Origin of the sequence: Streptomyces sp. NBC_00335, from assembly GCF_036127095.1 — a bacterium.
In the GTDB taxonomy this organism is placed as follows: Bacteria; Actinomycetota; Actinomycetes; order Streptomycetales; family Streptomycetaceae; genus Streptomyces.
Genome location: NZ_CP108006.1, coordinates 4,838,677 through 4,863,112, shown reverse-complemented (window position 1 = coordinate 4,863,112; position 24,436 = coordinate 4,838,677). Strand labels below are relative to the sequence as shown.

The following is a 24,436-nucleotide window of genomic DNA, read 5'->3' as shown; positions in this document are numbered from 1 at the left end:
CTTCATTTTGTTGCCCGGTCAAGCTCCCGGCGTTTCCTCGGCGGGTCGCGCCACCGGCGGCTCGGCGGGGAACCAGACCCGGACCATCAGCCCACCGCCCGGCGCCGGATTGGCCCGCGCCGTCAGTTCCGCACCGTGCGCCCGCGCGATCGACGCGACGATCGAGAGCCCCAACCCGGCGCCCTCGCCCGCCGTATGCTGCCGTTCCGCCCGCCGCCGGAAGGGCTCCAGCAGCCGCGGCACGTCCCCCGGCTCGATCACCGGGCCGGTGTTGGAGACCGTCAGCACCCCCTCCCGGGAGGTCGTCACCTCCAGACGGCCGCCCGCGCGGTTGTGACGTACGGCATTGACCAGCAGGTTCCGTACGAGGTGGCCCAGCAGGGTCCGGTCGCCCGCGACGGTCAGCGGCCCCAGGTCCCGTACGACCGCCATGTCCTGAGGGACCGTCCCCTCGATCCCCGCGAGCTCCGCCTCCGCGAGGTCCGCCAGGTCCACCGGTTCCGTCGCCTCCAGTCCCTCCTCCGAGACGGCGAGCAGGAGCAGCGACTCGACGAGGTGCTGGCTGGAGTCCGCGACCTCGATGAGCTTGGAGCGGATCCGGGCCACCTTCTGCGGCGACGGCTCCCCCGCCAGCCCGATCTCGGCGGCCGCCCGCTGGACGGCGAGCGGGGTGCGCAGCTCGTGGGCGGCGTTCGCGGCGAACCGGCGCTGCGCCCCGACCATGTCCTCCATCCGGTCGAGCATCCCGTCAAAGGTGTCCGCCAGCCGTTTGAGTTCGCCGGGCGGGGCCTGGAGGCCGATCCGCTCGTGGAGGTTGGCGGCGGACAGGCGCCGGGCCGTCTCGGTGATCACGCCGACGGGGCGCAGGACGCGGCCGGCCATCCACCAGGCCGGCCAGATGGACAGGACGGCGAAGACGGCGAGGGCGACGAGGGAGACGATCAGGAGCTCGTGGAGGGTGGCCTGCTCGACGGCGCTGGTCAGGTTCTTGGTGGCCTGCCACTGGGCGACCTGCTCGGGGAGTGGGGTGGCTCCGGGGTCGAGCTTCTCGGCGGGGACCGGCACGCGCTGGCCCGGGACAGCGGGCGGCGGGGTGCCCTCGAAGGCCGGGACGGTGGTGGTGACGGCCCCGCTGATGCGGCTGTAGAGACCGTTGCGGAGCAGGATGTTGATCAGTGCGATGAGGCCGCCGCCCGCGAGGAGCAGCAGGGAGCCGTAGAGGGTGGTGAGACGGGCGCGCTCGGAGTGGAGCACTGCTCTCATCGTGGATCACCGATCCGGTATCCGGCGCCGGGGACGGTCTCGATCAGCGGCGGCTCCCCCAGCTTGGCGCGCAGCTTGCTCAGGGTCACCCGTACCGCGTTGGTGCTGTACGAGGTGTCCTCCTCCCACACCTGCTCGATCAGGTCGTCGCTGCTGAGGACCGCGCCCTCGGCGCGCAGCAGCGACTCCAGCACGGCGAACTCCTTGCGCGAGAGCGCCAGCCTGCGCCCCTCGCGGGTGGCGGTGCGCCGCGCCACGTCCACGGCCACCCCCGCCCGCTCCAGCACCGGCGGCAGGGCCGGCTGGGCGCGCCGCCCGAGCGCCAGGACGCGGGCGAGCAGCTCGTCGTAGGCGAAGGGCTTGGTGAGGTAGTCGTCGGCGCCGAGGCCGAGGCCCTCCACCCGGTCGCGTACGGTCCCGGAGGCCGTCAGCATCAGGACGCGGGTCAGCAGCCGCTCGCGCACCACCTGGCGGCAGACCTCGTCCCCGTGCAGGCCGGGCAGGTCGCGGTCGAGGATCAGGACGTCGTACGCGCCCAGGCGCAGGCGGTTCAGGGCCTCCAGGCCGTCGCTCGCCTCGTCGACGGCCAGCGCGTCACCGCGCAGCCCCTCGGCGATCATCTCCCGCAGGAACTCCTCGTCCTCCACCACCAGAACTCGCATCCTCCCTCTTTACCGGAGGGGGACATTTCCTCGTCATAAGCGCGGGGGTTTAGAGAAGCGAAACCCCCTCCTCACGCACGCTCGGGCCCATGAAGCGATCTACGACCATGACCGCGGCCGCCCTCCTCACCGGCCTGACCCTCTTCGTCACCGCGTGCGGGGGCGGCACCGGCGGATCGGACAAGAAGCAGGACGGCTCCTCTCAGTCCGGCGGATCCAGCGGCGGCACGGACGCCGACAACGCCCTCAAGATGCGCAAGTGCCTGCGCGACAACGGCGTGGACGCTCCCGACCCGAAGCCCGGCGAGGACCCGCGCGGCATGACGGTGGGTGCGGGCGCGGACCAGGAGGCGATGAAGAAGGCCATGGAGAAGTGCGGGATGACGGGCCCCGGCGCCGGCGGCGAGATACCGCAGGCCGAGAAGGACAAGGCCCTCGCCCAGGCCAAGTGCATGCGGGACAACGGCTTCGACATGCCGGACCCGGAGTTCAACGGGAACGCGCGCACGGGCTTCTCGGTCCCCGACGGCGTCGACAAGGACAAGTTCATGGACCAACTCAACAAGTGCAGCGCGGACAAGTGAGCAAGCGCGCGAAGTGGGTCCTGGGCTCGCTGGTCGTCGTGCTCGCCGTCACCGGCGGCGGGTACGCGGTCGTGGCCCAGCCGGGGACCGGCCCCAGCGACTCGAAGCAGGACCGCTCGGACGGACTGCCGGGCGCGACCTCTCCGGTCAAGCGCAGCGACCTCAGCTCCGGGATCAAGGCCGACGGAACGCTCGGCTTCGCGAAGGAACGCAAGCTCAACGCGGTGGGTGCGGACGCGCCCGGCGGGACGGGCGGTGTCGGCGGAGCCCCCGGCGCGGGCGGGGCGGGGGCGGGCTCCGGGTCGGGGTCCGGCTCCGGCTCCGGCTCCGCGACCCTGACGTGGGTGGCACCCGCCGGCTCCTCCGTGGAGCGGGACGGCAAGCTCTACGAGGTCAACGGCAAGCCGGTGCGCCTGATGTACGGCACCACCCCCATGTACCGGCCCCTGAAGTCCGGGGACAAGGGCGAGGACGTCAAACAGCTCAAGCAGAACCTCCAGGCCCTCGGGTTCGGCACCGGCCTGGACACCACGGACGGCACCTTCACCGCCGGGACGGCCACCGCCGTCAAGCGCTGGCAGAAGTCCCACAAGGTGAAGGAGACGGGCGAGGTCGGCAAGGGCGACATCGCCTTCGCCTCCGGACCCCAGCGGATCCAGAAGAACGACATGGCCGTCGGCGACGAGGCCGCCTCCGGCAAGCCCGTCATGACCGTGACCGGCACCGAGCGGATGGTCCGCCTGCAGCTGGACGTGGCCAAGGCGGGCAAGGTCAAGACCGGTGACCCGGTGACCGTGAGCCTGCCCGGCGGAGGCACCGGCAAGGGAAAGATCAGCTCGGTCGGTGCCACCGCCAACGGCGACGACCCGTCCTCGGGCGGCGGGGGCGGGGGCGGCGGGGACAAGAAGCCGAAGGTCGACGTCGAGATCGCCCTCGACAACCCCTCCGAGGCCACCGGCCCCGACCAGTCCCCGGTCTCGGTGAGCCTGACGGGCGAGGTCCGCAAGGGGGTGCTCTCCGTACCGGTCAACTCGCTCCTCGCCCTCGCCGAGGGCGGCTTCGGAGTCCAGGTCGTCGAGGACGGCAAGGTCCGCGAGGTCAAGGTCGAGCTCGGCATGTTCGGCCAGGGCCGGGTGGAGGTGAAGGGGGACGCCCTCAAGGAGGGCATGCTCGTCGGAGTCCCCGCGTCATGAACACACACGCCCACGCGGTCGTCGAACTGACCGGAGTCACCAAGGAGTACCCCGGCGGGGTCGCGGCCCTGCGCGGAGTCGACCTCACCGTCCTGAACGGCGAACTCCTCGCCATCGTAGGACCGTCGGGCTCGGGAAAGTCCACGCTCCTGCACATCGTCGGAACCCTCGACCGGCCGACCGCCGGCCGCGTCGCCATCGCCGGGTACGACATCGCGACCCTCTCCGACCGCTCCCTGTCGGCGCTGCGCTCCCGCCACGTCGGCTTCGTGTTCCAGTCCTTCCACCTGGTACCGGGCATCAGCGCCCGGGCCAACGTCGCCGAGGGACTGCTGTACTCCGGCCTGTCCCGCGCCGAACGCGGACGGCGGGCGGAACGCGCCCTGGAGCGCGTCGGCCTCGGCGACCGCATGGACCACCGGCCGCACGAACTGTCCGGCGGCCAGAAGCAGCGCGTGGCGATCGCCCGCGCGGTGGCGGGCGAACCGGACCTGCTGCTCGCCGACGAACCGACGGGCGCCCTGGACACGGCGTCCGGCGAATCGGTGATGGAACTGCTGCACGAGCTCAACCAGGACGGGGCCACCATCGCCGTGATCACCCACGACAACGAGATCGCGGCGAGCCTGCCCCGGCAGGTCCGCATCCGCGACGGCGAGATCGTGGCGGACGTGTGGAACGCGGACGCGAGCGCGCTGGGGGTGGGCGCGTAGTGGGTGCCCGTACGAAGTCCCGCGCGGCGGAGAAGAAGGCCCGCGCGGCCGAGAGGAAAGCCCGCAAGCTGTCCCCGCCGCGCCTCGGCCCGCGGGACGTGTTCCACGTGGGATCGGCGGGGCTGCGCTCGCGGCCGATGCGCGTGTTCCTGTCGGCGCTCGGGATCGCGATCGGCATCGCGACGATGATCGCGGTCGTCGGCATCTCCTCGTCGAGCCAGGCCAAGCTGCTCCAGGAACTCGACAAGCTCGGCACGAACATGATGGTCGCGACCCCCGGCCAGTCGATGTTCTCGGGACAGGACACCAAGCTGCCGAAGGACGCCCCCGGCATGATCGCCCGGATCGACGGGGTCGAATCGGTCGGCACGACGGGCGACGTGATGGAGTCCGTCCGCCGCAGCGAGAACATCCCGAAGGAGGAGACGGGCGGCATCGCCCTGAAGGCGGCGAAGGACGAGCTCCTGAAGACGCTCCGGGCCCGGATGCACAGCGGGAGCTGGCTCAACGACGCGACGGGCCGCTACCCGTCCGTGGTCCTCGGGCACGTCACCGCCGAGCGCTTGGGCATGACGGCGCCGGGCGGGCAGGTCTTCATCGGCGGGCAGTACTTCACCGTCATCGGCATCCTGGAGCCGATCCCCCTCGCCCCGGAGATCGAACGCTCGGCGCTCATCGGCTGGGATGCCGCCCAGAGCCTCCTGGGCTTCGACGGCCACCCCACGTCGGTCTACGAGCGCTCCGCCGACGACCGCGTCCAGCAGGTCCGGAACCTCATCGCCAAGACGGCCAACCCGCAGAGCCCGACCACGGTCTCGGTCACCGACCCGTCGGCGGCCCTCCAGGCGAAGGCCGCCACCGAGGGCGCCTTCAGCACCCTCCTCCTCGGCCTCGGCGGCATCGCCCTGCTGGTGGGCGGGGTCGGGGTGGCCAACACCATGATCATCTCGGTACTGGAACGCCGGCACGAGATCGGCCTGCGCCGCTCCCTGGGCGCCACCAAGGGCCAGATCCGCATCCAGTTCGTCACGGAGTCCCTGCTCCTGTCGGGCCTGGGCGGCCTGGCGGGCATCGTGCTGGGCGGCGCGGCCACGGCGGTGTACGCCCGAGCCGGCGACCTCCCCTGGGTGGTCCCCCTCTGGGCGGTCACGGGCGGCTTCGCCTCAACCCTGGCCATCGGCACGGTCGCAGGCCTCTACCCGGCGGTCCGCGCGGCGAGGCTTTCACCGACGCTCGCGCTGCAGGCGGCGTAGGGACGGGTGACCGCTGACCGGAGGTGCGCGGCCGTCCGCGGCCGTGCATCTCCGGTGCCGGCCGATGCCGTACCGGGACCGGTGGCCCGACGGTACGGTAGGAGTCTTGATCGGGGGTCGGGGTGAATTCGGTGGAGCACGGCGTCGCCGGTGACGCGGAGGGACCTGTGCGTTCGGCGGAACGTGCGCGGAAGATCGCCGAGCGGGTGGACCGGCTGATCGGCCGTGAGGCGGTCAAAGCGGGTGGACGGGCACCGACGTACCGCGAACTGACCGAGCGCATCAACCGGCTGGCGGGGCGCGACGTCATCTCCAAGGACACCATCCGCAACCTGCACCACGGCGTGACCCAGAAGGGGCAGGTCCCCAACCCCACCGTGGACACCCTCGACTGGCTCGGCCGCGGCTTCGGGATCCGGGCCGGTGCGAGCTACTTCGTGGACGACGCCAAGGCCGCCGTGGTGGACGAACAGCTGGAGCGGCTGGAAAAGATCGGGGATCTGCGGCAGGCCCTGGGCAACTCCGAGGTGGTCAGCCTCGTCCAGCGGGCTTCGGGACTCTCGGACGGCAGTCTCCACATGCTGGTCGCCCTCGCCGACAAGCTCAAACAGCTCGAGGACAACGCCGGAAGCGGCGAATCGAGGCACGGGCCGACCGGCACCGAGTGAGTGCGACCAGCGGGCCCGCTCCCTTTCCACCTCGACAGAAACGTTCCTTCACACATGCCGCTTCCCCGAGGTCTGCGCAAACGCTGTGAGGCCGTGCTCGCGGGCCTGGACCTGCCGAGCCCGTTCACCGTCGAAGGCTTCCGCGCCTCCCTGGAACACCAACGCGGCCGGCCCATCGTGATGGAGCCCCTGCCCGTACTGGGCCGTGACGCGCCCTGCGGCATGTGGATCGCCATGCCGAGCGTCGACGTCGTCTTCTACGAGCAGCACACCAGCCCCGCGCACCAGGACCTCATCAAGCTCCACGAACTCGGCCACGTCCTGTGCGGCCATTCCGGCGTCGTGGAACTGTCCCACCTGGCCGCGCTGATGCCCGACCTGACACCGGAAGCCGTCGCCCAGGTGATGGGCGGGAACCGTACGAACTACGACACCGCCGAGGAACAGGAGGCGGAAATGATCGCGCTCCTGCTGGCCGACCGCTGCGGGTCCACGGACCAGCTCGATCCCGCCTCCGGCCGGCTGGCCGACAGCCTGTTGCACCCGGTCCGCACCCGCCGCTGGAGGAAGCGCTGATGCGCCCGCTGTTCGAATGGCTGATGCCGCTGCTCGCCTGGAGCGTGGTGATCTGGCGCACGCCCTCCGCGTTCGGCACCCGGGCGAACCGCGCGTTGTGGGCCACCTTCGTCGCGGGCGCGATCGGGCTCAGCACCCGCCCGCCCCGGATCGCGGGCTTGCTGGAGTCGCTGACCGGGATCGGCGACGTCACCCTGCTCGTCAAGCACCTCGCCGGAGTCGCGGCCGCCTCCTTCCTCCTCGACTACGTCCACGCGATCCACAAGCGGCCCGGTCAGGAGCGCGCCGCACGCCTGAGGCTGATCTTCACCGGAACCGCGATGGCCGTCCTGACGGCCCTCTTCGCGTTCGCCCTCCCGCACGACTACACCGGCGCGTACGGCATCGACGCCCACTACGGCCACCCCGGTGTGCAGCTCTACCTGGGCGTCTTCTACTCCGTGTACGCGGCGTCCTCCGTACAGGCGACGGTCCTCTTCTGGTCGAACCGCCGCAACGTGGCCCCCGGGCTGCTCCGGGTCGGGGTCACCTGCCTGGCCGCGGCGACGGCCAACGGGTTCCTCTACACCCTCTACCGGATCTACTTCATCCTGAGGCAGGGCGACTCCACGATCCTGGACGCCGACGGCAATCCCGTACCGCTCACGGACTCGATCAGCGAGCTGCTGCCCGCCATCACCGTGGTGCTGCTCTTCCTCGGCGTATCCATTCCGCCGACCCGGGTCCTGGTCCGCTACTTCCGTGACCAGTACGCACTGTGGCGGCTGCACCCGCTGTGGGCGGACCTCGTGACGGCGGTGCCGCACGTGGTCCTGGGCACGCCCGCCACCAGCCGCGTCCGCGAACTGTTCACCTTCGGCGACCGCTCCCTCGACGTGGCCCACCGCGCCTTCGCCATCCGCGACGCCGCCCTCGCCCTGCGCGACGACACCCCCGCCGAGGACCCCCCGGCCGCCGTGCCGCACGCCGCCGGCGACACGGACCGGGCCGCCACGGAAGCCCGCTGGCTCCGGCTCTCCGTACAACAGCGGGCCCGGCACCTGCCGGCCCCCGCACTCCCTGCCACCCTCGACCGCACCACCGGAGGCCGCACACCGCGCGAGGAGATCGCCTGGCTCCTCAAGGTCGCCGCCGCCTACGAGCCCGCGGGCGACACCGGCACAGCCCGGACGCCCCGACCGTCGATGCGGTAGGGGCGACCGGGCCTGCCTGGGTGTTACTTGGTGGTGGAGGCGGTGATGGCGGTCGCACCGGACTCGTCACCGGGAACGGACTGCCAACCCGTCCACTGACCGGTCGCGTAATTGGCGTCCCGCGTGAAGACCTGACCACCAGCGCCCACCGCATAGACGTGCATCGTCTTGTCCGTCACCGCACTCGTCAGAGCCTTCAGCCCCGTACCACCCATGTCCGTCCACACACCGGTCCACTGACCAGTCCCGTAATCCGCATCGGTGTTGTGCATCACACCACCCGCACCAAGCACCTCAAGATGCACCTGGCTGCCGACCCCCGAAGCCGAAATCGCCGTCGCACCCAGGAACCCACCCGGAACCGACTGCCAACCCGTCCACTGACCAGTCGCGTAATTGGCATCCCGCGTGAAGACCTGACCCTCCGCACCCACCGCATAGACGTGCATCGTGCTGCCCGTCACCGCACTCGTCAGAGCCTTCAGCCCCGTACCACCCATGTCCGTCCACACACCGGTCCACTGACCAGTCCCGTAATCCGCATCGGTGTTGTGCATCACACCACCCGCACCAAGCACCTCAAGATGCACCTGGTTACCGACCCCCGAAGCCGAAATCGCAGTCGCACCCTCGAAGTCCCCAGGAACCTCCTGCCAACCAGAACTCCACTGCCCAGTCGTGTAATTCGCATCCTTCGTATACACACGACCCGTCGACCCCAAAGCGAACACATGCATCGTGTTCCCCGTCACCGCACTCGTCAGACCCTTCAGCGCACTACCACCCATGGCAGTCCACGCCCCAGTCCACTGACCCGCCGCATAATCCGCATCCGTGTTGTGCATCCCCCCATCCGCACCCACGATCTCCACATGCACCCTCGACGCAGGAGTCGGAGCGGGCGGGGGAGCGGAGAGGGCGTTGAGTATTCGCTGTGCGTCGGCGGCCTCGGGCTGATAGCGGTCGGGGTACGCCGAACGCTGGACCTTCTGGCTCACGACACCAATCGGCTGGCTCTGCCAGGAGTTGTTCGGATAGAGGTGCACCATCTCGTTGAGGAAGGCGTTCGTGGACCAGGTGGGGTTGAGCCGGTTCTCGAAGCTCCCCCAGCTGTCCCGCTGCTGGAAGAGGCCCACGCTGTCGAGGTCCAGCCTGTTGGGGTTGTTCTCCAGCACGGACTCGACGATGGCCGTCGTGATGGCGATGACCGCGGCCCGGTCCGCCAGACCGCGGTCGCGGGAGGCATCGGCTATGGCCCGCGCACAGGAGAGACGGTAGGCGTTCATCGCGCCGCGCAGTTTGCCCGTGAGGACCTTGTTGAGGTTCGCGGCGGTCGCACTGTCGGTACCGGCGATGGTTCCGCAGGACCGGTTGGGGAGCAGGGCGTGCGCGGGGCCTGCGGCGACGAGCATCGGTGCGGCGAGGGCGCCGGTCATCACGGCTATGGAGAGGAGACGTCGGGCGTGGTTCTTCATGAGGGAATCGGCTTTCTGGGCGCAAGGACGGTGGTGGCGTGCCGGCAAGGGGGCTCGGCGCCATGAGGGGGACAGGGGGCATGCCGCCCGGCATTTCGTCCGGACGTCATGCCCCTGTCCTCGGGGCCTGCCTGGGTGTTACTTGGTGGTGGAGGCGGTGATGGCGGTCGCACCGGACTCGTCACCGGGAACGGACTGCCAACCCGTCCACTGACCGGTCGCGTAATTGGCGTCCCGCGTGAAGACCTGACCACCAGCGCCCACCGCATAGACGTGCATCGTCTTGTCCGTCACCGCACTCGTCAGAGCCTTCAGCCCCGTACCACCCATGTCCGTCCACACACCGGTCCACTGACCAGTCCCGTAATCCGCATCGGTGTTGTGCATCACACCACCCGCACCAAGCACCTCAAGATGCACCTGGCTGCCGACCCCCGAAGCCGAGATCGCCGTCGCACCCAGGAACCCACCCGGAACCGACTGCCAACCCGTCCACTGACCAGTCGCGTAATTCGCGTCCCGCGTGAAGACCTGACCCTCCGCACCCACCGCATAGACGTGCATCGTGCTGCCCGTCACCGCACTCGTCAGAGCCTTCAGCCCCGTACCACCCATGTCCGTCCACACACCGGTCCACTGACCAGTCCCGTAATCCGCATCGGTGTTGTGCATCACACCACCCGCACCAAGCACCTCAAGATGCACCTGGTTACCGACCCCCGAAGCCGAAATCGCCGTCGCACCCTCGAAGTCCCCAGGAACCTCCTGCCAACCAGAACTCCACTGCCCAGTCGTGTAATTCGCATCCTTCGTATACACACGACCCGTCGACCCCAAAGCGAACACATGCATCGTGTTCCCCGTCACCGCACTCGTCAGACCCTTCAGCGCACTACCACCCATGGCAGTCCACGCCCCAGTCCACTGACCCGCCGCATAATCCGCATCCGTGTTGTGCATCCCCCCATCCGCACCCACGATCTCCACATGCACCCTCGACGCAGGAGTCGGCACCGGCACGGAGTCCTCGGCGATGTTGTCGTAGCGGAGTGCCAGGTAGCTGCTCATGGGGTGGCTCGCCAGGGTGGACCCGTACACGTTGCCGTCGGTGTTGTAGTTCGTCGGCCGGCTACGGCTGCTCTCCTGGTAGTAGTTGAAGGTGCCCGCACTCTTGTCGCGCCAGCCGGCGAACAGGACGACGTGATCGTTGCTGTTGAGGATGTCGCCGGGCTTCAGGTCCGACTTGTTGATCTGCGCGGAGACGGCGGGCAGGGACAGGGTGGTGCGGCTGGAGTTGAGCTGCCAGGCCATCGAGACGAAGCCGGAGCAGTCCTGTCGGTAGCGGCCTCCGGTCTTGCTGTCGGCCCACCAGCTGTACGGGGCTTCGAGGCCGTTCGTGCTGTAGGGAACCTTCTGGTCCACCCAGACCTGGGCCCTGGATATGGCCTGGCTGCGAGTGACCTTGCCGCCGGGGGCGGCGTTGTTGCCCAGTGAGCCGGTGGAGGTGACGGAAGCGTAGGTGGCCTGCAGGCTGTCGGCCTGGGCGGGAAGGACGGACAGGACGAGCGAGGCCGCGAGGGCGGCGGTGATGACGCTCGTGGTGCGGAGGGTCGAGATCTTGACGGACAACGTGACTCCTGATGAAGAGAGTTGAGCGGAAAGGGATCGAGCGGGGCCGTTCCCGAAGGGAGGCCGCACTCAGTTCTGGGCGGCGAGCGCGCCGAGTACGGCGGCGTCCGTGCCGGTGTCGTGCGGTGGTGCGGGACGCTCGGCCAGCTCGTCGAACTGGAAGAGCGTGAGGTGGTCGCCCTGGTGGACGGCGTAGAGGTGGTTGGTCTGTACGTCACGGGCCGACATGCCGCCGACTCCGTTCCAGTGCCGCGACCAGGCGGTGCCGTCCTTGGAGGTGGCGGTGACGGTCACGACGGCGTCCTGCGGCACTCCCTCACGGGCCTGGAGCCCGCGAGAAGTGCTCTGGCAGGTGTTCATGTCGGCTACGAGCCGGTCGTACGCGGCCTTGGCGGACGCGACGTCGGGGAAGAAGAACAGCTGCTGGCCGGCGGCGTTCCTGGCCGAACTCAGGTATCCCTGCTGCTGCCAGAGCGTGGCGCCCTCGACCGTCCCGCACTCGTTCAGCGTGATCTTCTGCCCTTGCAGCTCCTGACTGCTCAGGGGCCCGTCCGGCTTCCAGCCGAGGGTCTTCTCGACGGGCAGCTTCTCCAGGCCCTCCGGCTTCACCGCGACGGTGCGCGCCGTGCCCGGATCGCCCTTCCCCTGCTCCGCCTTTCCGGCAGGCGCCTGGGGCGCTGCCGGATCCGGGGACTGCCCGCTCGTCGCCTTCGGTGCGGGGGATTCCCGGCCCGGCGGAGCAGCGCTCGTCGAGGGGGTGGGCGTCTGGGAGACGGGGGGTGCTGCGCGGACCGCCTCGACCGGTGAGGCATCGGAGCCGGTGCTGCAGCCGGCGGTCGCCATGGCCGCTGCGCAGACGGCGATGGCCATCGAAACGGCACTGAAGGCGGATCGGGTCGGGCGTGCGGGCATGACGACTCCGGGTGTGGTGAAGGACAGGGGGATGAACGAGGAAGGGCGTCGAGTTAAATCGCCAACCCTGATGAGGCTTCGCCGGATCAGCGCGGACAGATGCTGAAGCCGTGCCGGGCGATCGGCTGCTCCGCGCGGCAGAGCAGCTCACGCATCCGGGCCATCGCCGATGCCTCGCTCGGTGAGCTGACGAAGAGGTAGACGTCCAGCCCGTGGGCAGCCGGGCGGACTCGTACGTGCTCAAGGACGTCGGACGGCCTGGCGTGCGCCCAGAGCAGATCCTGGATCAGCGGAACCACGGTCGCGGGGACGGGGTCGGCCGACGTGCGGGCCAGGTGCCCCAGAATCACCCGCACCCGGTTCAGTCCCAGCCGATGACCTGCATGTCCGCCGGAGCGGAATCCCAGCCGATGACCTGGGGGCCCGCAGCTGCCGCCCGGACCGAGTCCCAGCCGATGACGGTGGGCCCCGACGTGGAGGCGACCGCGGCGGTGGTGGAGAGAAGAGCGGTGAGACAGGCGGCGGCGAACAACTGCAAGGAGCGAGACATGAGTTCCCCCGGATTCATCGGTGTCTTACAGAAGGGAGCGCGCCGCACCGGCCGGCCTTGTGGGCCCTGGCCTTGGGTGGGATTCGCATCCCCCGGCCGGTGAACACCATCCTGCTGATGCGCCCGCCGTCCCGGAAGAGATCCCGAATGGCATCAAGCAGTCAGGCACCATGAGGACAGGTTGGCGATTACGATCGACCGGACGGGGATGAACCGCCACACGGCCGGGGGGCTGAGCTGTGCTCGAAGCGTTGGGACTTGATGCGCATCTGGAGACCGTCTACCGGGGGATGCTGATGCAGCCCACCGGCGGCATGGCCGAACTCGTGCAGCGGACGGGGCTCTCCGAAGCCCAGGTGAGGGACAGCCTGGATCAACTCGTGGACCTGGGCCTGCTCACACCGTCCCGGGACACCGCCGGCGGGCTGCGCCCCGTCAGCCCGGAGGCCGGCCTGGAGCAATTACTGCGCCGCCAGGAAGAGGACCTGATCCGCCGCCGGCACGCGCTGGACCTGAGCAAGGCGGCCGCCGCCCGCGCGGTGGCCGAGTACGCGGGCCTCCGGCCCAACACGGAGACCGACGGCACCGAACGCCTGGTGGGACTCGACGCCATCCAGTCCCGGCTGGAGACGCTCACAGAAGAGATGACCAGCGAATGCCTCGCCATCGCACCGGGGGGCGCCCAGTCCCAGGCGAGCCTGGACGCTTCCCGGGTCCTGGACGAGAAGGCCCTGGCCCTGGGCATCGACATGCGCGTCATCTATCAGGACAGCGCGAGGAACGACCTGGCCACCCTCGCGTACGCGCAATGGACGACCGAGAACGGCGGCGAGGTACGCACCAGCCCTCTGCTCCCCCCGCGCCTCCTGGTCTTCGACCGCACGACCGCCATCGTCCCGATCGATCCGGCCAACTCCCGCCTCGGCGCCCTGTGCACCACCGCACCCGGCATCGTCGCCTCGATCGTCACCCTCTTCGAACAGACCTGGAACACGGCCGTCCCCCTCGGCGCGACCCGCGCGCGGCCCCTTCAGGACGGCATCACGCAGAACGAACGCGAACTGCTCAAACTGCTGGCCTCCGGGATGACCGACGAGGCCGCCGGCAAACGTCTCGGCGTCTCCCTGCGCACCGTACGCCGCCAGATGTCCGCCCTGATGGAACGCCTGGAAGCCACCAGCCGCTTCGAGGCCGGCCTCAAAGCCTCCCAACGCGGCTGGCTCTGACGACCCAGGCCACGGCCGGCACCGGCCGTGGCCGAGCGGCGGCTACGGCCGCACCTCTCCGTACGCACCCACCTGGATCACCGAGCTGGTGCGCCGGAAGAACGCGTGACCAGCAGGTAAAGCAGTGGACAGCCCTCATGCCCCCAGCAAGCATCTCCACGATGACCAATCAACTTCTCCCCAAGCGCGTCCGCTTCGTCAAGCTCAACGCGAAGGCCCTACGCGCTCTGGCCGACGGTGACCTAGCAGGCGGCAGCGCCGAGGCCGGGGTGGCCCTCGACGAGTACTTCGTATCCGACCGTGCCCGCTGGATCTTCGCCTACCGAGCCGACCAGCTCACCAGGGACCCGTCCGCCGCACCCTGGACCACCCGGGCCGCAGTGTCGGAGCCGGACGGCACAGTCATCGGCGACGCCGGCTTCCACGGCCCCCCGAACGAAGCGGGCGTGGTCGAGATCGGCTACAGCGTCGTGTCCACCTACCGCCGCCAGGGCTACGCCCGCGCCCTGCTGACCGCCCTGCTGGCCCGAGCCGCCGAAGAACCCGATGTCAGAACCGTCCGAGCCACCATCCGATCGGACAACACCGCCTCCCTGGCCACCATCGCGGGCTTCGGCTTCACCCAAGTCGCCGAACGAGGAAACGAGACCGACGGCATCGACCTCGTCTTCGAACTCCCCGCGAACCCCCTTCCGACCCTCTAGACCAGCCACAGCCGGTCGCCAGCCGCCAAGCCGAGCGAGAGCACGTAGCGATCTGTCGCGCCCACCGACCCTGAGGGGCTCGTGAGCGTCCTTGCGCTCGGGGTGGCGGTCGACAGGGTCACGGAAAGGGTGTCCAGACGCCCGGCCCTGGATGCCCTGACCGCCCCGCGCGTCCGTACCGGCCGAGGTCACGGTCCTGCCGGAGCCCTATCCGGATGCCCACCGACCTGAGGGGGCTGCGGAACTCAGACGAGGCTGCTCCTCCCCACTCCTCCCCCCGGCCATCCCCCGGGGGGATCCCGGAAGTCTTGTGTTTTTCCGTGGTGGGACGGTCCGTCAAGGGTGGCCGAAGGCCATCGCGAAGCGACGCGACCGCAGGGAGCGCCCTTGACGGACCGTCCCACCACGGAAGGACGCTCGACTGCCGGGACGCCGCCCGGCACCCACGCAGCCACCGCCCAACCCGCAGCACAGGCCCCCACCCACCACACCCCACACCCCACACCCCCACCCCACCTCCCCTCGAACCCACGTACGTTCCACACCTCCCCCCACCCATGTCCGTTGAAGCGGTGTCCACATTGGTTGCCGATTCCGGAGTTGTTGTGCCCACTCCCTCCCTCCCCACCCCGCCCCCCGACCTACTGGCCGCGCGGGTTCGGGACCCGTACCCCTACTTCGCCTGGCTGCGTGAGCACGCACCCGCCCACGTCGAGCGTCGCGACGGACGGCCCGCCGTGTGGCAGATCTCCCGCTACGAGGACGTCCGGGCCCTGCTCACCGACGAGCGGCTGAGCAAGGACCCGGGCCGGGTGCCCGGCTATGTTGCGGGGCCGGCCGGGCTGAACCGGCATCTGGTCCACGCCGATCCGCCGGATCACACCCGGCTGCGGACTCTGGTGAACACCGCCTTCGTGCCCCGCCGCATCGCCCAACTGGAACCCTTCATCACGGACACCGCGCACCTGCTGCTGGACCGGATCGAGAGCCACGCGCACGTGGACGTGATCGGGGACTTCGCCGCTCCCCTGACGTTCCGGATGATCTGCGCGATCCTCGGTGTCCCCGAGGAGCTGGACAACGCGGAGACCCGGGACACCCTCATGGCCACCATCGCGCCTGCTCCGGGGCTGGATCCGGCCCGGGTGGAGGACGCCCTGCACGCGCTGCTCGACCGGCTCGTCACCACGAAACGCACAGGGGGCGAGCAGAGCGGAGTGGACCTGCTGGGTGCTCTCGTACGGGCCAGTGACGAGAGCGGGGCGATGAGCGAGGAGGAGCTGCGGTCCACCGCGTACCTCCTGCTGCTGGTCGGACACGACACCACCATGAACCTCATCGGAAACGGCACCCTCGCCCTGCTCCGCAACCCCCGCGAGGCCGCCCGGCTCACCTCACCGGGGCTCGTCACCACCGCCGTCGAGGAGCTCCTGCGCTACGACTCCCCGGTGCGTGACGCGACCTTCCGCTGCGCAGCAGAATCGATCGCTCTCCACGGTCAGGTGATCGCCGAGGGGGACATCGTCAGCCTCCTGATCGGCTCGGCGAACCGGGACGGCCTCCGCTTCCCCGAGCCGGACCGACTCGACCTCGGGCGGACGCCCAACGACCACCTCGCCTTCGGCTACGGCCCCCACTTCTGCATCGGTGCCGCGCTGGCCCGCCTCGAAGGTGCGGTCGCGCTCCCCCTCCTCCTCCAGCGCCTGGGCAGCGTCACGTTGGCCAAGCCCGCCGAAGAACTCCCCTGGCGGCCGGCCCGAGTCATGCGCGGCCTGGCCGCGCTGCCCGTCGTACGGACCTGACCCCACGCACCCACCCGCCCACGCACCCACTCAGGAACAGCGGAGCACCCCATGCCCGACCCAACCCTCACCCCCACGCCCAAACCCACCCCCACCCTCACCCCCACCCCCATCCTCCTAACCCACCCCGCCCCCGGCGTCCTACTCATCACCCTCAACAGACCCCGTGTCCGCAACGCCGTAAACCGGCCACTCGCCGAGGCCCTCGACGCGGCCCTCACCCGGCTGGAGGACGATCCATCCCTGGCCGTCGGCATCCTCACCGGTGCGGAGGGGCACTTCTGCTCAGGGATGGACCTCAAGGCCTTCCCCACCGAAGGCGTGCCCGTCGTCGCCGAACGGGGGCTGGCCGGGCTGACCCGTGCCCGGCTGCGCAAGCCGCTGATCGCCGCCGTCGAGGGTGCCGCCGTCGCCGGGGGCTTCGAGCTGGCCCTCGCCTGCGACCTGATCACTGCGGCCGACACCGCGTTCTTCGCCCTGCCCGAGGTGGCCCGCGGGCTCATCGCCGCCGAAGGCGGGGCGATCCGCCTGCCCGGCCGGCTCCCGTACCACGTGGCCATGGAGATGCTCCTGACCGCGGCGCCCCTGTCCGCCACCGACGCGGCCCGCTACGGGCTGGTCAACCGCCTCACCCCCGAAGGCCGGGCCCTCGAAGCGGCCCTCGCCCTGAGCGCCCGCATCCAGGCCCACTCCCCCCACGCCGTCCACATCACGAAGCAGATCGTCCAGAACACCCGAGGCCTGGACGACCACGCCGCCTACGCCGTCCAAGACCCGCTCAGCGAACCCGTGTTCGCCACCACCGCCGCCACGGAGGGGGCCCGAGCCTTCACCCAGAAACGTTCTCCCGCCTGGAACGAGCCTCTGGCGTCCCGCCCCCTCTGACCCGCCGGGCCACCCACACCCACTCCGCGAACTCCACGGATTCCACCAACCCCACCAACTCCGCCAACTCCGCCAACTCCCCCAACTCCCCCAACTCCCCCTGATCCCCAAACCAACCCCAACCCCCAACAAACCCCTCCCGCCCCGAACACCCCCCGTCGTACGCTGGTCTGATGCGAACTCCACGGCAGGCCGCAAGAATCGTCGTCCTCAACCCCGCCGGATCCGTGTTCCTCTTCCGCGAGAACAACGTGGAAGTCGGCGTCCACTGGCTGCCGCCCGGCGGTGGCATCGACCCCGGGGAGACCCCCGAGGAGTGCGTACGGCGGGAGTTGCGGGAAGAGACGGGCTGGACGGACCTGGAGCCGGAGCGGCTGCTCTGCACCTGGGAGCACGACTTCACCCACACGGGCACCCCCGTACGCCAGCACGAGCACATCTACGTGACCACCGGCCCGCACCGCGATCCGGTACCGGAGTACCCCGGGGCCCACTGGCGGTGGCTCTCCCCGCGGAACCTCGCCACCCTCGGCGAACCGCTGTGGCCGCCGCGCCTCGCGGAGCTGCTCAGTGAGACCCCCTCCGAGCCGGTGCACTTGGGGCTACTCGCCTGATCTCAGCGCGGCATCCTCCCGGACAACTCCCGTGCGGCCGCGCGCAGCTCGGACTCCGCCAAGGACTCGTAGGAGGCTGCGAGCGGCACCTGGACGTCCCGCGCCCCCTCCAGCGAATCGGCAGGCTGCGGCCAGTACACCTGCGCCCCCGCCCGCTCCGCCAGCACCAGCACGGCGGCGACGAATCCCCCCGAGAGGGCACGGATCACGGCATGGCCGGTGAGTCCGTGGCGGGCCACGAGGGCTCCGGCAAAGAGGCCGAGAGCGGCCGGGTCGATCTGACACTCGTCGTTCTCCATCGGACCGATGCCCGACGGGAGGCCGAGGTCCGCCTCGAAGAGGGCCACTTGGCGGTGGAAGAGTCGGGCGGCGCCATTCGACGGGTTCCAAAGAGTCTCATCACCAAGGTCGTAATACTGACTCATCTGCCCGTCCCCGAAACCGTCGCCGCAACCGTCCCCGCACCTGTCCCCGCGACCGTCCCCCCACCCGTTCCCCCACCCGTCGCCCGCGCGTACAGCTGCGCCGCGTAGTCGGTCAGGATCGTGCTGGTAGAGACGTCGTCCGTGTCACCGCCGGTCAGAACGCCGATGATCTTTCCGTCAGCGGCGATCCACGAGCTGCCGCTCGTGCCGCCGGGGAAGTCCGCACAGTCGAAGCGCTGTTCCGTGGCGCTCAGCCGCACCGCGCGGGACAGGCAGCTGCGCGCGACCTTGCGGTCCGACGGGTAGCCCGTCACCGTGACCAGCTCGTCCGTGCGTCCCGTGGTGTCCAGGACGGCGGCGCCGGTGACGTCCTCGATGGTGCGGCCCGAGGCGTCGGGGGCGAGGCGGGCGAAGGCGAGGTCGTAGTCGTCGTTCTTGCCGTTCGCCCAGCGCGGGTCCTCGAAGACCTCCGCGATCTTCCAGGTGCCGTACGGGGCCCGCCCGTCCGCGTACGCGGGTGCGAAGGAGGCTCCGCCGTCGCCGATCCGGCCGGCGAGCAGGCAGTGGCCGGCGGTGACGATCAAGTTCCGCCCGGGGCTGTGCACGACGGTCGCCGTACAGAAGTGATCGCCGGTCACATCTCCCTCGAACAGCGCCCCGGCGAAGGCCACGGGCCCACCCGGCGCGGGTCGTGACACCGACGGCCCGGGGGTCGGCGTACCGGTCGGCGTACCGGATGGTGCACCAGTCGGCCGAGCCTGTTCCGGCGATTGCGATGGCGACGGACGGAGAGAGGAGGGTGTCGCCGAAGGTGTCGCCCTCGCGTGCGCGGGGGCCTTGCCGTCATCGGCCGGCACCACCTTCGTCATGGCCGCGGACGCACCCAGCGCCGCCACCGCACACAACACCGCGGTCACCGCAGCCCGCTTGTCCATCACAGACGATCCTCCCCAATTTGCTTCGGCGAAGCATGCCTTGCTCGCAGCAACTCCCGCAAGGGAGATCCCCACCCCCACCCATTGACATCGCCCCCGCCGCCCCGCACACTTCTCCGTATCCGCAGGAAACAGTTTACGGAGGACACAGAATGCTTGCCACCCTTGCCGCCGTCACCGCCACCACCGCCCTCGCCGCTCCGGCGGCCACGCTCCTCCCCCTCTTCGCCCACCGCGCCCTGCGCCGCGCACAGGCCGCCAAGGAGCTGCGGATCGAATCCCCGCACGGCATCGACGAGCAGGGCTTCGTCCGCATCGGCGGCATCGACCAGTGGATCTCGGTCCGCGGTGAGGACCGGGCCAATCCGGTCGTCGTCGAGATCCACGGCGGCCCCGGCGCGAGCAACTCCATCTACACGTCCCGCACCCGCAGTTGGGAGCGGCACTTCACGATCGTCCGCTGGGACATGCGCGGCGCCGGCAAGACCTTCGGCCACGGCGGCCCGGAGGGCCAGGGTGAGGTCACCTTCGAGCGGCTCTACGAGGACGCCCTGGAGGTCACCCACCACGCCCGGGAGCTGCTGGGCGCCGAGCGGGTGGTGCTCCTGGCCAACTCCTACGGCAGCGTCTTCGGGCTGCGGCTGGCCCGCAACCACCCCGAGCTCTACTCCGCATACGTGGGCACCGACCAGAACATCCACACCGGCGGCCGCGACACCTCCGCCTACGACGGCCTCCGGGAGCGGCTGCGCGCCGCCGGGAAGGCGAAGCAGCTCGCGCAGGTCGAGGCGATCGGAGCCGACCCGCACGCGTGGACCCCGAAGCAGCAGGCGACGTACGCCAAGCTCTGCACACAGAGCGATCCGCTGACGCTGGCCACGCTCAAGAAGGTGGTTCTGGGTTCGATGTGGCTGTCGCCGCTGCACTCGCTGCGCGATCTGCGGGACTTCTTCCGCGGGCAGTCCTTCTCGGAGCGGATCACCGAGGGGACGGCGAAGCTCGACGACCAGGCCGACGGGACGCGCTTCGAGATCCCGTTCTTCATCTTCCAGGGCGAGCACGACGTACTCGCTCCGACGGCCACGGCCAAGGCCTTCTTCGACGAGGTCGATGCCCCGATGAAGCGGTTCGCCGTCATCGAGGACTGCAGCCACTGGGCCTCGTTCGCCCGCCCCGACCGCTTCCTGGAACTCCTCCAGACCCACGTCCTCCCGGCAGTCGTGGGCGAGCACCGCGCGGACGCATGAGGGTGGCGGCCCGGCCTCAGTCGACCTGCCTCAGTCGGCCGTTCCCCGCGGGACGACCCACCGCATCGGCTGGCCGGTGACCTCGGCGATCATGTCGTAGTCGCCGTCATAGTGCAGGACGGTGGCTCCGTGCCGTTCGGCGGTCGCGGCGATGATCAGGTCCGGGAGCGAGAGCGCCTTCCAGTTGCCCCCCTCGATGAGCTTTCTCTGCACGTCCAAGGCCCGGTCCCACGTCTCGTCGGGAGTGGGGAGCCAGTCGAAGGCGCCCATGCCCTTGCGGACCCGCTCCGCATCGGCCTTCGAGCGGGCGCTGTACATCACCTCCAACTCCACGGCCCCGCACACGGCAAGGACTCCGGCGACGTGCAGCGGGAAGACGACCTTGTGCACGGCCGGCTTGGGGTAGCGCGCCAGCGCAGACTTGTCGATCAGGAAGCGCTCGGTCATGCCGCCCTGTCCCGAACGTGCTCCGCATCCTCGAAGGTCTCCGCGGCCGGCTCGACCGGGCCGGTCAGGTCGGGCAGTCCGCCCTCGGCGATCCAGTTCAGGAAGTCTTCCCGCTTGCGCCGGTTGACCACGTCCTGAAGGGCCGCGTTCACCGTCGCCACCTTCGTTTTCGTACCGAAGAGCTCCGCGGCCTCCGCCAGCAGGGCGTCGTCGACGTCGATCACGGTTCTGGCCATCGCGAACCTCCTCAGTGAGGGGCCGCCCGGCCCCTTTCCACTTAAACGATATCAAGATCGACGTCAAGAGATATCGTTTCCGCAGGCATGATTCACGCGGCGGAGGCGCCGGCGACTCTGCGGGTGATCGACTGCTGGCCGCGGCCTATCCCCCGGAGGATCCAGCCGATCAGGTAGAGGCACGCCAGCCATCCGAAGGCGTGCACCGCCCAGACGCCGGTCAGGGTCGGGCCGCCCCAGGCCTGGTGGTAGTCGGTGGTGCCGTACCAGATCGGGTAGCCGAGGTTGCGGACGGTGTTGAACACCGAGTAGGCGCCCAGGACGAAGGCGGCTATGTCCAGGGGCAGGCCGAGCAGCGCGCGGGCCGCTATGCGCGGGAGCGTCCAGCCCGGGACTCCGGAGGTCCACGCCTGGAGCCGGACGGCCCGCCGCCCCTGGCCGATCAGGCCCAGAACGAGGCCGGCGAGCCCTACGGGAAGCGCCAGGGCCGGGCGGGCGGCCCGCACGCCCCACCCCCGGAGCGCCGGGAAGACGGCGCCGCGGGCCTTCGCGATCTGGTCGGACATGGTGCTGCTCCTTTGGCGTGGATCCAGGTGATGACTCCAGTCTCGCGAGGGAGGTTCACCGGCACATCACGCCATGGAGTGGGATCGGGATCTAGTACTTGAGTAGCACGGCCAGGTCCGTGAGAAGGCCCGTCGATCAGAGGATCCGACCCTGGTGGTGCTCGACACACAGAGTGTCCGTGTGGCTGCCGGGGTCCCCGCGTCCACGACCGGCCGGGACGCCGCGAAACGGGTGCCGGGCCGCGAGCGGGGACCGGCCGCAGGCGGTAACCGCGTGAACATCCAACCCCTGCCCGTCGCGCTCGGCATCCAGGAAGACGCCGCCCGAGCACCCGGACCACCCCCGCGTCCCCGCCCTGTTCAACGAGACCACCAGCCCGCTCCGGGCCCGCGACGTCTGCGCATCCGCCGGGTGGAACCCCCTGGTGATGGCGGGTCGGCGGCAGCTAGCTTCCTCCTGATCGTTCACACCACCCGGGGGACAGCTTCATGCGCACGCACCGCTCGCGACGGACCGCCAGGCTCCTGGCCCTGGCCTTGGCGGCCGCCGCCGCACTGACCGCCGTCGGCTGCACATCGGAGCCCGGGACTCCGGCGCCGACCGCGGTCTCGGCGATGGCGTCACCGTCGGCCCCGGCGGGCCTTTGGCTGACGGCCCAGCAACTGATGGCGGCCACACTGCCGGACGCCGACGTCCCGAACTCGCACGGCAACCCGGCCGTCCTGCGACGCCCCAAGAAGGCCGACCCGAGGATCAAGCCGCCGTCCGAGCCTGCCTGCGGGCGGCTGCTCGACGCAGCCAACGCCCGGCAGCCGGTGACCCCCGCCCCGACGGTGGCTGATCAGATGTTCAACTGGCAGGGAGACTTCTACGGCAGCGGCTCCGTGCTCGCCTCGTACGAGGGTTCCGGGGCGCAGGAGGCGTTCGCGCAGGTACGCGACAGCCTGAGCACCTGCCGGTCCTACGAGCAAGAGGGCCCTGCCGGGCCCTACAAGGGCACGGTGACCGTCGCTCCCGCCCCGCGCCTCGGAGACGAAGCCGTGCAGTTCGAGGTCACCGCCCCGACGGAGGCGGGCCCGCACGTGACCCAGTACACGGTGGTCCGCACGGGCAAGGCCGTTGCGACGTTCAAGAAGGGGTCGGACGGCCAAGAGGGACGAGCCTTCCCGCCTGCCGTGATCGCACGGCAGATCACCCTCCTTCAGCAGGCCCAGGGCTGACCACGGAAGCGAGCTACTCAAAGGCTCACGAACCGCCCTCCGAGAGCAGCAACCCCGACGAGCCGCGGCCCCAGGGACATCCCCCGGGGCCACCCGCCCCCCTAGGCCGTCCAGAGACCCTCCGGGCTCAGCCCCAGCAGGTCGATCGCGTTGCCGCGCACGATGCGGTCCACCACGTCCGGGGCCAGGTGGCCCATCTGGGCCTCGCCCACCTCGCGGGACTTGGGCCAAGTGGAGTCGGAGTGGGGGTAGTCCGTCTCGTAGAGGACGTTGGCGACGCCGATGGAGTCGAGGTTCTTCAGGCCGAAGGCGTCGTCGAAGAAGCAGCCGAAGACGTGCTCCGCGAAGAGCTCGGACGGCGGGCGCAGCACCTTGTCGGCGACGCCGCCCCAGCCGCGGTTCTCCTCCCAGACCACGTTCGCGCGCTCCAGGATGTACGGGATCCAGCCGATCTGGCCCTCCGCGTACATGATCTTGAGGTTCGGGAAGCGCTCGAACTTGCCGCTCATCAGCCAGTCCACCATCGAGAAGCAGCAGTTGGCGAAGGTGATGGTGGAGCCGACGGCCGGCGGGGCGTCCGCCGAGGTGGAGGGCATGCGCGAGGAGGAGCCGATGTGCATCGCGATGACCGTGCCGGTCTCGTTGCACGCCTCCAGGAAGGGGTCCCACTCGTCCGTGTGGATGGAGGGGAGCCCGAGGTGGGGCGGGATCTCGGAGAAGGCGACCGCGCGGACCCCGCGGGCCGCGTTGCGGCGGACTTCGGCGGCGGCGAGGCGGGCGTCCCAGAGCGGGATGAGGGTGAGCGGGATGAGGCGGCCGTGCGCCTCGGGGCCGCACCACTCCTCCACCATCCAGTCGTTGTACGCGCGCACGCCGAGCAGACCGAGCTCGCGGTCCTTGGCCTCGGTGAAGGTCTGGCCGCAGAAGCGCGGGAAGGTCGGGAAGCAGAGGGCGGACTGGACGTGGTTGACGTCCATGTCGGCGAGCCGGTCGGGAACCGAGAAGGAGCCCGGGCGCATCTGCTCGTACGTGATGACTTCGAGCTTGATCTCGTCGCGGCTGTAGCCGACGGCCGTGTCGAGGCGGGTGAGGGGTCGGTGCAGGTCCTCGTACACCCACCAGTCGCCTATCGGTCCGTCGTCGCCCTTGGCCCCCATCACGGGGGCGAACTTGCCCCCGAGGAAGGTCATTTCCTTCAAGGGGGCGCGGACGACGCGGGGGCCGACGTCGTGGTACTTGGACGGGAGCCGGTCCCGCCAGACGTTGGGGGGCTCAACCGTGTGGTCGTCCACCGAGATGATCTTCGGGAAGGTCTCCATGCCCTCACGGTAGCGTCAATCTGACGAACCGTCAGCTAGTTGGGCGTGGCGGGATGCGGGATCCGCGGGGACCGGGGCCCGGATCCGTAAGGACTGGGTCCGTTACGGACTGACGTGTACGCGCAACACAGGGCAGAC

At 70.1% G+C, this 24,436-nt stretch carries 27 protein-coding genes and 1 pseudogene; 15 read left to right on the top strand and 13 right to left on the bottom strand.

The window, feature by feature from the left end; translation table 11 throughout:
• Window positions 1-18: 18 nt before the first annotated feature.
• Together OHA37_RS21945 and OHA37_RS21940 are read right to left on the bottom strand one after the other, a co-directional pair.
• A complete protein-coding gene (locus OHA37_RS21945; RefSeq protein WP_266907783.1) occupies window positions 19-1,263 on the bottom strand; it encodes a sensor histidine kinase in 1,245 nt (414 codons plus the stop codon).
• Window positions 1,260-1,925, bottom strand: a complete 666-nt coding sequence (locus OHA37_RS21940; RefSeq protein WP_266907781.1) for a response regulator transcription factor — start codon at window positions 1,923-1,925, stop codon at window positions 1,260-1,262. The genes OHA37_RS21945 and OHA37_RS21940 overlap by 4 nt, the downstream gene beginning before the upstream one ends.
• 89 nt (window positions 1,926-2,014) lie before the next feature.
• Here OHA37_RS21940 and OHA37_RS21935 point away from each other — a divergent pair, with 89 nt between their 5' ends.
• The 7 genes from OHA37_RS21935 to OHA37_RS21905 all read left to right on the top strand — a co-directional run bounded on the left by OHA37_RS21935 (window position 2,015) and on the right by OHA37_RS21905 (window position 8,105).
• Entirely contained in the window at window positions 2,015-2,509 is a 495-nt protein-coding gene (locus OHA37_RS21935) for a hypothetical protein (RefSeq protein WP_266907779.1), read from the top strand.
• Window positions 2,506-3,702: a peptidoglycan-binding protein gene (locus OHA37_RS21930; protein ID WP_266907777.1), complete on the top strand. Its 1,197-nt coding sequence runs from the start codon at window positions 2,506-2,508 to the stop codon at window positions 3,700-3,702. Before OHA37_RS21935 ends, OHA37_RS21930 begins: the two co-directional genes overlap by 4 nt.
• Window positions 3,699-4,415: an ABC transporter ATP-binding protein gene (locus OHA37_RS21925; RefSeq protein ID WP_266907775.1), complete on the top strand. Its 717-nt coding sequence runs from the start codon at window positions 3,699-3,701 to the stop codon at window positions 4,413-4,415. Before OHA37_RS21930 ends, OHA37_RS21925 begins: the two co-directional genes overlap by 4 nt.
• Window positions 4,416-4,483: 68 nt before the next feature.
• Entirely contained in the window at window positions 4,484-5,668 is a 1,185-nt protein-coding gene (locus tag OHA37_RS21920) for an ABC transporter permease (RefSeq protein ID WP_266912982.1), read from the top strand.
• A gap of 167 nt (window positions 5,669-5,835) precedes the next feature.
• Entirely contained in the window at window positions 5,836-6,336 is a 501-nt protein-coding gene (locus OHA37_RS21915; RefSeq protein ID WP_266907773.1) for a hypothetical protein, read from the top strand.
• Between the two features lie 54 nt (window positions 6,337-6,390).
• On the top strand, window positions 6,391-6,912 hold the full coding sequence (locus tag OHA37_RS21910; RefSeq protein WP_266907771.1) for a hypothetical protein: 522 nt from the start codon (window positions 6,391-6,393) through the stop codon (window positions 6,910-6,912).
• Window positions 6,912-8,105: an MAB_1171c family putative transporter gene (locus tag OHA37_RS21905; RefSeq protein WP_266907769.1), complete on the top strand. Its 1,194-nt coding sequence runs from the start codon at window positions 6,912-6,914 to the stop codon at window positions 8,103-8,105. The genes OHA37_RS21910 and OHA37_RS21905 overlap by 1 nt, the downstream gene beginning before the upstream one ends.
• Window positions 8,106-8,128: 23 nt before the next feature.
• Here OHA37_RS21905 and OHA37_RS21900 read toward each other — a convergent pair whose 3' ends face one another.
• The 5 genes from OHA37_RS21900 to OHA37_RS21880 form a co-directional block, all read right to left on the bottom strand.
• Window positions 8,129-9,580, bottom strand: a complete 1,452-nt coding sequence (locus OHA37_RS21900) for a hypothetical protein (protein ID WP_266907767.1) — start codon at window positions 9,578-9,580, stop codon at window positions 8,129-8,131.
• Between the two features lie 138 nt (window positions 9,581-9,718).
• Window positions 9,719-11,209: a hypothetical protein gene (locus tag OHA37_RS21895; RefSeq protein ID WP_266907765.1), complete on the bottom strand. Its 1,491-nt coding sequence runs from the start codon at window positions 11,207-11,209 to the stop codon at window positions 9,719-9,721.
• A gap of 69 nt (window positions 11,210-11,278) precedes the next feature.
• Window positions 11,279-12,121: a hypothetical protein gene (locus OHA37_RS21890; RefSeq protein ID WP_266907763.1), complete on the bottom strand. Its 843-nt coding sequence runs from the start codon at window positions 12,119-12,121 to the stop codon at window positions 11,279-11,281.
• Between the two features lie 86 nt (window positions 12,122-12,207).
• Complete coding sequence (locus OHA37_RS21885; RefSeq protein ID WP_266907761.1) at window positions 12,208-12,477, bottom strand: hypothetical protein; 270 nt, start codon at window positions 12,475-12,477, stop codon at window positions 12,208-12,210.
• A gap of 5 nt (window positions 12,478-12,482) precedes the next feature.
• Window positions 12,483-12,671, bottom strand: a complete 189-nt coding sequence (locus tag OHA37_RS21880; RefSeq protein WP_266907759.1) for a hypothetical protein — start codon at window positions 12,669-12,671, stop codon at window positions 12,483-12,485.
• Window positions 12,672-12,922: 251 nt separating this feature from the next.
• Between OHA37_RS21880 and OHA37_RS21875 the strand changes: the two genes are divergently transcribed.
• From OHA37_RS21875 to OHA37_RS21855, 5 genes are all read left to right on the top strand, one after another.
• Window positions 12,923-13,897 carry a LuxR C-terminal-related transcriptional regulator gene (locus OHA37_RS21875; RefSeq protein ID WP_266907757.1) on the top strand — a complete coding sequence of 325 codons (975 nt, stop codon included), beginning with the start codon at window positions 12,923-12,925 and terminating at the stop codon, window positions 13,895-13,897.
• Window positions 13,898-14,058: 161 nt separating this feature from the next.
• A complete protein-coding gene (locus OHA37_RS21870; protein WP_266907755.1) occupies window positions 14,059-14,601 on the top strand; it encodes a GNAT family N-acetyltransferase in 543 nt (180 codons plus the stop codon).
• Between the two features lie 605 nt (window positions 14,602-15,206).
• Window positions 15,207-16,403 (top strand): cytochrome P450 family protein, encoded by a 1,197-nt coding sequence (locus OHA37_RS21865; protein WP_266907753.1) that lies wholly within the window; start codon window positions 15,207-15,209, stop codon window positions 16,401-16,403.
• 51 nt (window positions 16,404-16,454) lie between these two features.
• Entirely contained in the window at window positions 16,455-17,288 is an 834-nt protein-coding gene (locus OHA37_RS21860) for a crotonase/enoyl-CoA hydratase family protein (RefSeq protein ID WP_266907751.1), read from the top strand.
• Window positions 17,289-17,461: 173 nt separating this feature from the next.
• Window positions 17,462-17,902, top strand: a complete 441-nt coding sequence (locus OHA37_RS21855; protein WP_266907749.1) for an NUDIX hydrolase — start codon at window positions 17,462-17,464, stop codon at window positions 17,900-17,902.
• A 2-nt stretch (window positions 17,903-17,904) separates the two neighbouring features.
• Here the strand turns inward: OHA37_RS21855 and OHA37_RS21850 are convergent, their stop codons facing one another.
• Together OHA37_RS21850 and OHA37_RS21845 are read right to left on the bottom strand one after the other, a co-directional pair.
• Window positions 17,905-18,327 carry a DUF6086 family protein gene (locus OHA37_RS21850; protein ID WP_266907747.1) on the bottom strand — a complete coding sequence of 141 codons (423 nt, stop codon included), beginning with the start codon at window positions 18,325-18,327 and terminating at the stop codon, window positions 17,905-17,907.
• Complete coding sequence (locus OHA37_RS21845; RefSeq protein ID WP_266907745.1) at window positions 18,324-18,998, bottom strand: trypsin-like serine peptidase; 675 nt, start codon at window positions 18,996-18,998, stop codon at window positions 18,324-18,326. Before OHA37_RS21845 ends, OHA37_RS21850 begins: the two co-directional genes overlap by 4 nt.
• A 416-nt stretch (window positions 18,999-19,414) precedes the next feature.
• Here OHA37_RS21845 and OHA37_RS21840 point away from each other — a divergent pair, with 416 nt between their 5' ends.
• Window positions 19,415-20,509: an alpha/beta fold hydrolase gene (locus OHA37_RS21840; protein WP_266907743.1), complete on the top strand. Its 1,095-nt coding sequence runs from the start codon at window positions 19,415-19,417 to the stop codon at window positions 20,507-20,509.
• Window positions 20,510-20,539: 30 nt separating this feature from the next.
• Here the strand turns inward: OHA37_RS21840 and OHA37_RS21835 are convergent, their stop codons facing one another.
• The 3 genes from OHA37_RS21835 to OHA37_RS21825 all read right to left on the bottom strand — a co-directional run bounded on the left by OHA37_RS21835 (window position 20,540) and on the right by OHA37_RS21825 (window position 21,758).
• On the bottom strand, window positions 20,540-20,956 hold the full coding sequence (locus tag OHA37_RS21835) for a PIN domain nuclease (RefSeq protein ID WP_266907741.1): 417 nt from the start codon (window positions 20,954-20,956) through the stop codon (window positions 20,540-20,542).
• Window positions 20,953-21,192, bottom strand: coding sequence for a type II toxin-antitoxin system VapB family antitoxin (locus OHA37_RS21830; protein WP_266907739.1), 240 nt, complete (start codon window positions 21,190-21,192; stop codon window positions 20,953-20,955). Before OHA37_RS21830 ends, OHA37_RS21835 begins: the two co-directional genes overlap by 4 nt.
• Before the next feature lie 92 nt (window positions 21,193-21,284).
• Complete coding sequence (locus OHA37_RS21825; protein WP_266907737.1) at window positions 21,285-21,758, bottom strand: hypothetical protein; 474 nt, start codon at window positions 21,756-21,758, stop codon at window positions 21,285-21,287.
• Window positions 21,759-21,870: 112 nt separating this feature from the next.
• Here OHA37_RS21825 and OHA37_RS21820 point away from each other — a divergent pair.
• Window positions 21,871-22,018, top strand: a pseudogene (locus OHA37_RS21820) (IS5/IS1182 family transposase); the annotation flags it as partial.
• Between the two features lie 229 nt (window positions 22,019-22,247).
• Window positions 22,248-22,979, top strand: coding sequence for a hypothetical protein (locus OHA37_RS21815; RefSeq protein WP_266907735.1), 732 nt, complete (start codon window positions 22,248-22,250; stop codon window positions 22,977-22,979).
• 101 nt (window positions 22,980-23,080) lie between these two features.
• Here OHA37_RS21815 and OHA37_RS21810 read toward each other — a convergent pair whose 3' ends face one another.
• Window positions 23,081-24,298 carry an amidohydrolase family protein gene (locus tag OHA37_RS21810; protein ID WP_266907733.1) on the bottom strand — a complete coding sequence of 406 codons (1,218 nt, stop codon included), beginning with the start codon at window positions 24,296-24,298 and terminating at the stop codon, window positions 23,081-23,083.
• Window positions 24,299-24,436 lie beyond the last annotated feature (138 nt).

What these genes read in the sequence shown, in the direction of transcription:
- OHA37_RS21945 (WP_266907783.1), bottom strand. Translation starts at nt 1,263, where the DNA reads ATGAGAGCAGTGCTCCACTCCGAGCGCGCCCGTCTCACCACCCTCTAC.
- OHA37_RS21910 (WP_266907771.1), top strand. Translation starts at nt 6,391, where the DNA reads ATGCCGCTTCCCCGAGGTCTGCGCAAACGCTGTGAGGCCGTGCTCGCG.
- OHA37_RS21890 (WP_266907763.1), bottom strand. Translation starts at nt 12,121, where the DNA reads ATGCCCGCACGCCCGACCCGATCCGCCTTCAGTGCCGTTTCGATGGCC.
- OHA37_RS21835 (WP_266907741.1), bottom strand. Translation starts at nt 20,956, where the DNA reads ATGACCGAGCGCTTCCTGATCGACAAGTCTGCGCTGGCGCGCTACCCC.
- OHA37_RS21850 (WP_266907747.1), bottom strand. Translation starts at nt 18,327, where the DNA reads ATGAGTCAGTATTACGACCTTGGTGATGAGACTCTTTGGAACCCGTCG.
- OHA37_RS21900 (WP_266907767.1), bottom strand. Translation starts at nt 9,580, where the DNA reads ATGAAGAACCACGCCCGACGTCTCCTCTCCATAGCCGTGATGACCGGC.
- OHA37_RS21830 (WP_266907739.1), bottom strand. Translation starts at nt 21,192, where the DNA reads ATGGCCAGAACCGTGATCGACGTCGACGACGCCCTGCTGGCGGAGGCC.
- OHA37_RS21840 (WP_266907743.1), top strand. Translation starts at nt 19,415, where the DNA reads ATGCTTGCCACCCTTGCCGCCGTCACCGCCACCACCGCCCTCGCCGCT.
- OHA37_RS21860 (WP_266907751.1), top strand. Translation starts at nt 16,455, where the DNA reads ATGCCCGACCCAACCCTCACCCCCACGCCCAAACCCACCCCCACCCTC.
- OHA37_RS21935 (WP_266907779.1), top strand. Translation starts at nt 2,015, where the DNA reads ATGAAGCGATCTACGACCATGACCGCGGCCGCCCTCCTCACCGGCCTG.
- OHA37_RS21815 (WP_266907735.1), top strand. Translation starts at nt 22,248, where the DNA reads ATGCGCACGCACCGCTCGCGACGGACCGCCAGGCTCCTGGCCCTGGCC.
- OHA37_RS21810 (WP_266907733.1), bottom strand. Translation starts at nt 24,298, where the DNA reads ATGGAGACCTTCCCGAAGATCATCTCGGTGGACGACCACACGGTTGAG.
- OHA37_RS21825 (WP_266907737.1), bottom strand. Translation starts at nt 21,758, where the DNA reads ATGTCCGACCAGATCGCGAAGGCCCGCGGCGCCGTCTTCCCGGCGCTC.
- OHA37_RS21880 (WP_266907759.1), bottom strand. Translation starts at nt 12,671, where the DNA reads ATGTCTCGCTCCTTGCAGTTGTTCGCCGCCGCCTGTCTCACCGCTCTT.
- OHA37_RS21925 (WP_266907775.1), top strand. Translation starts at nt 3,699, where the DNA reads ATGAACACACACGCCCACGCGGTCGTCGAACTGACCGGAGTCACCAAG.
- OHA37_RS21940 (WP_266907781.1), bottom strand. Translation starts at nt 1,925, where the DNA reads ATGCGAGTTCTGGTGGTGGAGGACGAGGAGTTCCTGCGGGAGATGATC.
- OHA37_RS21870 (WP_266907755.1), top strand. Translation starts at nt 14,059, where the DNA reads ATGACCAATCAACTTCTCCCCAAGCGCGTCCGCTTCGTCAAGCTCAAC.
- OHA37_RS21855 (WP_266907749.1), top strand. Translation starts at nt 17,462, where the DNA reads ATGCGAACTCCACGGCAGGCCGCAAGAATCGTCGTCCTCAACCCCGCC.
- OHA37_RS21905 (WP_266907769.1), top strand. Translation starts at nt 6,912, where the DNA reads ATGCGCCCGCTGTTCGAATGGCTGATGCCGCTGCTCGCCTGGAGCGTG.